The organism is Paenibacillus sp. 1-18 (assembly GCF_000520755.1).
Classification (GTDB): domain Bacteria; phylum Bacillota; class Bacilli; order Paenibacillales; family Paenibacillaceae; genus Paenibacillus; species Paenibacillus brasilensis.
This window is the reverse complement of the sequence record NZ_ASSB01000275.1, coordinates 1-8,078: the sequence shown is the minus strand read 5'-3', so window position 1 is coordinate 8,078 and position 8,078 is coordinate 1. Positions and strand designations below refer to the sequence as shown.

Here is an 8,078-nt window from a genome sequence, read left to right as displayed (position 1 = left end):
TGGCAGCCGTTTTCTGGATCAGCGGCTGGAAAATATCTGTATCAAAGTTGGAATCTACATTTTGCAAAATGGATGCAAAACGCTCCAGGCCGGCCCCTGTATCAATATTTTTGTTTGGAAGCGGCGTATAGCTGCCATCTTTGTTATGGTTGAATTGTGAGAATACGAGGTTCCATACTTCCAGATAACGCTCATTTTCTCCACCCGGATACATTTCAGGGTCCGTCATATCGCTGCCGTAGGCTTCGCCACGATCATAAAAGATTTCCGTACATGGTCCACAAGGGCCTTCGCCGATGTCCCAGAAGTTATCTTCCAATTTGATAATACGTTCAGCAGGAAGGCCGACTTTTTCGTTCCACAGCTTGTACGCTTCTTCATCTTCAGGATACACGGTGACAGCCAAACGCTCTGGATCAAAGCCAATCCATTTCGGATCAGTCAGAAACTCCCATGCCCACGTAATGGCTTCTTCCTTAAAATAGTCACCAATGGAAAAATTGCCGAGCATTTCGAAAAAAGTGTGGTGGCGACGTGTTTTGCCGACATTTTCAATGTCGTTCGTACGAATACATTTTTGCGAATTGGCGATACGTGGATTTTCAGGCTTCACACGTCCGTCAAAATAAGGCTTAAGCGGCGCCATGCCCGCATTAATCCACAGCAGGGAAGGATCTTTATGAGGAACAAGCGGTGCGCTTGGTTCAATCACATGTCCCTTGCTTTCAAAAAACTCCAGCCATTTGGAGCGGATTTCACTAGCTTTCATATAAGTAGCCTCCTAGTTATGGTGTCACTTTGTTCTTGGCACAGGCCATAAAAACAGAAAAACGCCCCTGAACGGATCAGGGACGATTGTATCGCGGTACCACCCTGGTTATCGCCGTCCCCTCTGTACGAAATACCACATGTGCAAGCTGCACTCAGGCATCTGTTTAACGGACGAGCGATCGCCTTGTTTTCACTGGTAACGGGAGCATCCCGGCGGGTTCAGCCCGCACTCCGAAATGAGCTTTCCCTACTGGATAAACACATTTAAACATACTCAATTCAGTATATCCGTGTCATTTAGCCGTGTCAACGCGATTTCAGACAGGATGCAAAAGGAGAATACACAAAATCAGATCGGTTTACGCTTCACATAATAAGCAAAAAAATGCTGAAGCACTACCTTTAATACGGCCATCACCGGAACTGCCAAAATCAGGCCAGTAATTCCCGCTATTTCTCCACCCACCAGCAGGGCGAATATGATGGCTATCGGATGCAGATGCAGAGTTCGTCCGACCACCTGGGGTGAAATCACATTACTTTCCAGCACTTGAATACAGGTGTTCACAACGGCGACCAGCAACACCATTTTGAAGGAAACCGTAGAAGCCATAACGACCGCCGGAGCAGCCCCCAAAAAAGGCCCCAAATACGGAACAATATTGAAAACCGCAACTACACCTGCCAGCAACAGTGCATAAGGCATGCCAATCAGCATATATCCGATGTAAGCCATTACGCCGATAATAACGCATACCAGCAGTTGTCCTCTAACGTAGTTGCCAAGCGCCTGATCAATTTCCTTAAGCACCGTTACAATCGCCTTACGGCGAGAACGCGGGAGATAAGATACTATCGTCCGCTCGAACATTTCAAAGTCCTTTAAAATATAGAAAATCAGAAATGGCACAATGAACACATTGAACAGCATATTGATCATGCCGCCGATGTTATCCATAAACGTAGAAATACCCGTAGCCATCCGGTTTTCCAGTTGGAAAAACCACTGATTCATACCGGTTCGCACCCCTTGAGGCAAAATCCCGCTATCCATATTCGACATTAATCCCTGTGCATGCATAGTCAGCTCAGGCAAATGCTCATTCAGCTCATCCAGTTGTTCAATAAACATGGGGATCAGATTCATCAAAATGACAACAAGGCTGGCTAAAAATACAGCATAAATAAGCAGCACCGCTACACTTCGAGGCACCTTGCGACCGCCCAGCATATTGACAATAGGGTTAAGTACATAGGAAATGATCATCGCTACTGCAAACGGAGCAATGATCGTTTTCAGAAATTCATACAGATGCAAAAATAGTGGTCGTAGCAACCAGATAAAATATAGAATGACAAGTCCCAGCAGCGTCCATATTCCGTACCGGAACAGTCTGCTTTTGGTTAGTTGTTCCATATCGTGCCCCCTTACCGGACTAGCCTCCTTTAAGTATATGCTCGTACCTCTACTTTAATCCTTCCCCTGATTTTGGAGGCTTTAACATTGGAAGAAATTTCAGTAATGACTATGAAGAAAGAATGAAAACAATTGAAAATGATTAACAAAGTCGTTCCATCTGACGATATTAAGTACAAAGAACCATTTAAGCTTTCACATTTCTGAATCATCGGGGGTCGTAGTATGAACTTAAAAATGAAGCTTATTCTCCTCTTCACCTGCATTGTTATCGTTGCTGCAGGGCCTTTGTCGGTCATTAGCTTGACAAGCATTAAAAATCAGGCCAACCGTGACATACAGGAGCTTATGAGCAGTAAAGCCACCGAAACCGTCAATCAGCTTGATGGATGGACACGTGGGAATGCCAAAATTATCGAGACACTGGCTACAGGTTTGGAATCAGGCAATATTCCGTCAGATGCCAAAATAACTTCTTTAAAGGCAGCCTTTCAAAAGTATAAGGATCAAAGTATCTCTAACATTTATGCCGGATTTGAGAATGGAACCTACTGGGATGGCTCCGGCTGGTTTGAAGCAGGTTACGATCCTCGCGCCCGTCCGTGGTACAAGGATGCCAAAGCCAAGGGGGAAATGTATTATTCCTCACCGTATATTGACGCGGCTAGCACGGATTTTACGATTTCGATTGCCAAACCTCTCAAAGATTCCAACGGTTCCATTACCGGGGTAGTCAGTGAGGACATTTTATTAAACGATATGACAAAAATCATTAAAGACATAAACCTGAACGGATTAGGCTACGCATTTCTGATTGACCAGAATGGAGTCGTGGTCGCCCACCCAGACAGCAAGCTGGCCGGTAAAAACCTCAAGGATACGCCCGAGTTGGGCTCATCAACTGCGACCCTGCTGAGCGCACCTTCAGGAGAAACAGACTACAGCTATAATGGCAGTGACCGTCAGCTTTACTTTAAAAAAATGCCCAGCACAGGCTGGGTTGTAGGATTGTCTATTTCTAAAGATATTGCTTTTCAGGAATACTACGCCACTCGTAATCAACTGTTGATTACTGTTGCTATTATTTTCGTCGTTGCTATGCTTTTGGCAGTCTGGGCTGCAAACAGCTTTATCAAGCCGATTCGGAAGCTTCAAGTGAATGTCAAACGGGTAGCTGAAGGAGATATGACAACACGAGTGGAAATTAAGGGTAAGGATGAAATTGCCAGCCTGGGCACGGATTTTAACATCATGTCGGATAATCTCTCCAACCTGTTGCGTAAGGTAGCAGATACGGCCGCCGATGTCAGTTCAGCTTCACATGATATGCACCAGCACGCCAAAGATACTGGAACCATCGCGTCACAAATCTCCAGTGCCGTTCAGGAGCTTGCTCAAGGAGCGAGCGATCAGGCTGAGGCTGTGTATTCCGGGTCTGAGAAGCTGACTCACATGACTGATTCCATCAACCTGATTGGCGAAAGTGTCAAACGAACCCAATCCGCCGTGTTCGAGACAGATGCTGCCGTGCTGGCAGGGTATGAAACAGCAGAGCGTCAAGCGAAGCTGGCAGCTGAGTCCAGACAAACGACGACTGCGGCAGGAGAAGCCGTAGATTCGCTCACGTTGAAAACTCAGGATATTGAGCGACTGGCCGGTGCCATCCACGATATCGCTGCACAAACAAACCTGCTGGCCCTCAATGCATCCATCGAAGCAGCAAGAGCCGGGGAACACGGACGAGGTTTTGCCGTCGTCGCAGGGGAAGTACGGAAGCTGGCTGAACAAGCGGGCAGTTCCAGTGACAGTATCATGAGTAAGCTGGAAGAAATCAAAATTGCAGGACTACGAAGCACGGAGGAAATGAAGAAGGCTCTTTCTGTAACTGTAGAACAGGAGCAGGCTTCCACCGCAACGAGACAGGCGTTTGAATCCATCCGTGGAGCTTCTCAGCATATGCTTATCCAAATTGAGGACGTTACCGCCGCGACGGATCAACTCCGTGTGAATGCCGGACATATTTCCGATGTGATCTCCAGCGTGGTCGCCGTCTCTGAACAGAGTGCAGCTTCTACCGAGGAGGTGGCTTCCTCCGTGCAGGAACAAGGCCAAGCTATGAACAATATTGCAGACCTTTCCGCCAAACTCGATTCGCACGCAGACCTTCTACTGGGAGAAGTCAAACGCTTTAAATTATAGCAATCGTTTTCTCACAGAACCGTGCAAACAAAAGAGGGTGATCCCAAGGCTCATACAGCCCCAGGGATCACCCTCTTCTTTATTCTTATCAAGCCATGTCTATCCATTGAGTCATATTTCAAGCAATGGGCTAGAGAACACTCCATAGTAGACAGCCTGTCCGCTCCATGTGTAAAGCCTAAGAGGAAGCGTGGATCTGCGGCAAGTCCTGTTGTACCATTTCATCTCCGAAGAACAGGTCATCCAACGAACTAAGCGTTCCATCCTCTTCTACTTGGTAGACGGACATTTTTTCACCATTCACCTGAAGTTCGATAAAGCATCCCCAGCAATAAAATTGATGGGAGCCGATTTTGCCGATATCTTTCGAATTACAATTCGGACATCTCAATAAACTCACCCTATCCATTCACAGAATATATGGCTTTTTCCAGACGCTGCTCGCTTAACGGGGGCACCATAACAGCATTTTCCCCGATGGACATATCTTCGGTGCAGGGCAGCCATTTCCGCCCTTCTATAATATCCGATACAAAACCATCGCTGATTTCCAAGCCTATTATGTTATTGCCCATTTCCTGATCAAAATAAACATCCGAAACGTGTCCGAGCATAAGCCCTTCCTCTGTCAGCACGGATAAATCCTTCAGTTTACCGGGTCCGAGCAAGTACGTATGTTGTATATCACTGGCTTCTTTTTTATGGACAACCTGCTGATTGCGAACCATGATCGCATCTTCACCATAAGCAACAATGTCTTCCCAAGCAACCACTTTCACCTGAGAAGAGAAAAGAGCTTTGCCCTCCAACTCGATCCCCGTAATTCTCCAATCCGCTGTCACCATAAAGTCATGTATTTTACCAATCTGCTTTCCGTCCTCCACATCGAAAACGGCGAGTCCGATCATATCTTGAAGCCTCATATATAGGGTACCTCCTCATTCTGCAAATCCGAACGAAGGTGCGGTCCTTTTCGTACATGCCTGTCAGACCTTGCTTCCGTTCATGCAATGAATTGGATAACCGCCCTCCCTTCTTACTAAATGCGGAGAAAACCCTAGTACCTAGTACGCAGCCGCTTCCATATGGTTTCAATTTTCTTGGCCGTGTATTCCATTTCTTCCGTAGTATTACCCAAACCGAAGCTAAAACGAATCGCTGAGTTTAAAACATCTTCAGGAAGATTCATCGCCTGCAGTACATGCGACAGCTCCAGAGACCCGGAAGTGCAGGCTGAGCCGCTGGCCGCTGCAATTCCCTCCATATCGAGGTTCATTAGCATGGTTTCTGTACCAATGGCCGGGAAGCTAATATTCAGGACATTCGGTATAGAATGCTCCGGATCACCATTGATCACAAAAGCATCGCTTCCCAAAGTGTCTCCCAATGCTTTCAGCAAGGTCTGACGAAGCGTTATATCGTACGCCAATCGTTCCTCTATGGACGCACTGGCCAGCGTTGCGGCTTTTGCCAGACCAGCAATTCCTGCGATGTTTTCGGTACCGGCACGGCGTTTCTTCTCCTGGAGTCCTCCATGCATTAGCGGCTGGATGCGTGTACCCTGACGGGTATACAAAACACCCATCCCTTGCGGTCCGTTAATCTTATGGCCAGATATGCTAAGCATATCAATCGGAAGAGTCTGGCAGTCTATGTGAACATGACCGAAAGCTTGAACCGCATCTACGTGGAATACAATGCCACGTTCTCTCGCAATCTGTCCTATCTCATGGATCGGCTGGATGACGCCTATCTCATTGTTGGCATACATCATGCTGATCAAAAACGTATCCGGCCGTATGGCAGCCTCTACATCCGCAGGATTCACACGCCCAAAGCCATTGACCGGAACGTAGGTTACCTCATAACCTGCTTTTTCAAGCTCATCGCAGGCATGAAGCACGGCATGATGCTCAATCGCGGTTGTAATGATGTGGCCGGAAGTACGGCCATCTGCCGTAGCTGTCCCGAACAGGGCCAGATTATCACTTTCTGTTCCTCCGCTTGTAAATATAATTTCTTCAGGCTTGCAGCCCAAAGAGGCCGCAACGGCATCCCGTGCAGCACTGACAGTGCGCTTGGCATCCCGGCCAAAGGCATGAACGCTTGAAGCGTTGCCGAATTGGCCGGTCATGATGTCCATCATAGTCTGCGCAACCTCAGGATGCATAGGAGTCGATGCGGCATGATCCAGATAAATTCTGTTCATGTTAATCCACCTCAAATATAAAACATATAATTGTCCAACTCATCATGTTCCTGGTATGTGATCAAGTCCTTCAGCGTTGTGGAATCCAGCACTTCTGCAATGCTGTCACGAATTCGCAGCCAGAGCTGGCGTTTGGCCGGATCGTCTTCTTCCGTGAAGTCGACTGGAGAAATCGGCCCCTCCAATACACGAATGATGTCTCCCGCTGTTACTCCTGCCGGTTCACTGGCAAGAATATAACCGCCGTAAGCACCACGGATACTTTTTACCAAACCTGCATTACGCAAAGGTGCAATAAGCTGCTCCAGATAATGCTCGGAGAGCTGATTTTTTTCGGCAATACTTTTCAAAGAAGTTGGACCTTCTCCAAACTTGGCAGCAAGCTCCATCATAATGGTCAGGCCATAGCGGCCTTTCGTTGATATTTTCAATTGTGCCACCTCACTTATAGTAACAATTCCGTTAAACACGCGGAATAACTGGTGTTGTAAACCTCTCTATTCCGATCCTAACCCTCAGCTTATGTTAACATATTAGGACAGGTAAAGGGAAACATTACAGTTACAATCTTAAAAAAAGTTATTTTCAAGCGATTTGGAACGGCTTTAGCTCGTTTTATGTAGCTTTCTCCCATCATTCGCCTTATCGTTTAATCGTCCAAACATCGTAACTTATTATCGTTTATGTTACAATAGGTGGGTTCTACAACAATAATGAAAGAATTGGGTGATGACCATGGCTAAAGCCAATCATGAAACCCGTGTCGTCGTCGGGATGTCCGGTGGCGTCGACTCATCCGTTACCGCGCTGCTGCTAAAGGAGCAGGGCTATGACGTAATCGGCATCTTCATGAAAAATTGGGATGACACGGATGAATTTGGCCGTTGTACGGCTGAAGAAGATGCAGAGGATGTGCGCCGCGTCTGTGAGCAGATCGACATTCCTTACTATACCGTCAATTTTGAAAAAGAATACTTTGATAAAGTATTCTCCTATTTTCTTGATGAATATAAAGCTGGACGCACACCCAACCCGGATGTCATGTGCAACCGTGAAATTAAATTCGGCGAGTTTCTCAATAAAGCGCTGGATTTGGGAGCAGATTATGTTGCTACTGGGCATTATGCACGGGTTGTGGAAGAAGACGGCCGCTTTACTTTGCTGCGCGGTGTGGACAGCAACAAGGATCAAACTTATTTCCTGAATGCATTAAGCCAAAAGCAGCTGTCCCGGGCCATGTTCCCGATCGGCCATTTGCCAAAGCCGGAAGTTCGCAAAATTGCCGAAGCCGCAGGACTATATACGGCCAAGAAAAAAGACAGCACGGGCGTATGCTTTATCGGCGAGCGCAATTTCAAGGAGTTTCTGAGTGGGTATCTGCCTGCAAAAGGTGGAGATATGGTGGATATCGCTACAGGTGAAGTCAAAGGCCGCCACGATGGTCTGATGTACTATACACTGGGTCAACGGCAAGGCTTGGGC

General features: G+C 47.0%; 8 protein-coding genes. 2 read left to right on the top strand and 6 right to left on the bottom strand.

Annotated features, from left to right (window positions below):
- Positions 1–769 (bottom strand): alanine--tRNA ligase-related protein (locus L693_RS0117410; protein WP_025718635.1); only part of this gene is annotated, 769 nt, incomplete at its 3' end.
- A gap of 351 nt (positions 770–1,120) precedes the next feature.
- Positions 1,121–2,188, bottom strand: a complete 1,068-nt coding sequence (locus L693_RS0117405) for an AI-2E family transporter (protein WP_025718633.1) — start codon at positions 2,186–2,188, stop codon at positions 1,121–1,123.
- A 225-nt stretch (positions 2,189–2,413) separates the two neighbouring features.
- Here L693_RS0117405 and L693_RS0117400 point away from each other — a divergent pair, with 225 nt between their 5' ends.
- On the top strand, positions 2,414–4,387 hold the full coding sequence (locus tag L693_RS0117400; protein ID WP_025718632.1) for a methyl-accepting chemotaxis protein: 1,974 nt from the start codon (positions 2,414–2,416) through the stop codon (positions 4,385–4,387).
- A 178-nt stretch (positions 4,388–4,565) separates the two neighbouring features.
- Here the strand turns inward: L693_RS0117400 and L693_RS0117395 are convergent, their stop codons facing one another.
- From L693_RS0117395 to cymR, 4 genes are all read right to left on the bottom strand, one after another.
- A complete protein-coding gene (locus tag L693_RS0117395) occupies positions 4,566–4,778 on the bottom strand; it encodes a hypothetical protein (protein WP_025718630.1) in 213 nt (70 codons plus the stop codon).
- A 10-nt stretch (positions 4,779–4,788) separates the two neighbouring features.
- Complete coding sequence (locus tag L693_RS0117390) at positions 4,789–5,310, bottom strand: PRC-barrel domain-containing protein (RefSeq protein ID WP_025718628.1); 522 nt, start codon at positions 5,308–5,310, stop codon at positions 4,789–4,791.
- Between the two features lie 134 nt (positions 5,311–5,444).
- Positions 5,445–6,596: a cysteine desulfurase family protein gene (locus L693_RS0117385; RefSeq protein WP_025718626.1), complete on the bottom strand. Its 1,152-nt coding sequence runs from the start codon at positions 6,594–6,596 to the stop codon at positions 5,445–5,447.
- 11 nt (positions 6,597–6,607) lie between these two features.
- On the bottom strand, positions 6,608–7,027 hold the full coding sequence (cymR, locus tag L693_RS0117380) for a cysteine metabolism transcriptional regulator CymR (RefSeq protein WP_025718624.1): 420 nt from the start codon (positions 7,025–7,027) through the stop codon (positions 6,608–6,610).
- A gap of 304 nt (positions 7,028–7,331) precedes the next feature.
- Between cymR and mnmA the strand changes: the two genes are divergently transcribed.
- A partial coding sequence (gene mnmA, locus L693_RS0117375; RefSeq protein ID WP_025718622.1) for a tRNA 2-thiouridine(34) synthase MnmA occupies positions 7,332–8,078 on the top strand: 747 nt, incomplete at its 3' end.

Bases quoted from the DNA above. Each gene is read 5' to 3' on its own strand.
- L693_RS0117405 (WP_025718633.1), bottom strand. From the start codon at position 2,188: ATGGAACAACTAACCAAAAGCAGACTGTTCCGGTACGGAATATGGACG.
- L693_RS0117400 (WP_025718632.1), top strand. From the start codon at position 2,414: ATGAACTTAAAAATGAAGCTTATTCTCCTCTTCACCTGCATTGTTATC.
- L693_RS0117390 (WP_025718628.1), bottom strand. From the start codon at position 5,310: ATGAGGCTTCAAGATATGATCGGACTCGCCGTTTTCGATGTGGAGGAC.
- L693_RS0117385 (WP_025718626.1), bottom strand. From the start codon at position 6,596: ATGAACAGAATTTATCTGGATCATGCCGCATCGACTCCTATGCATCCT.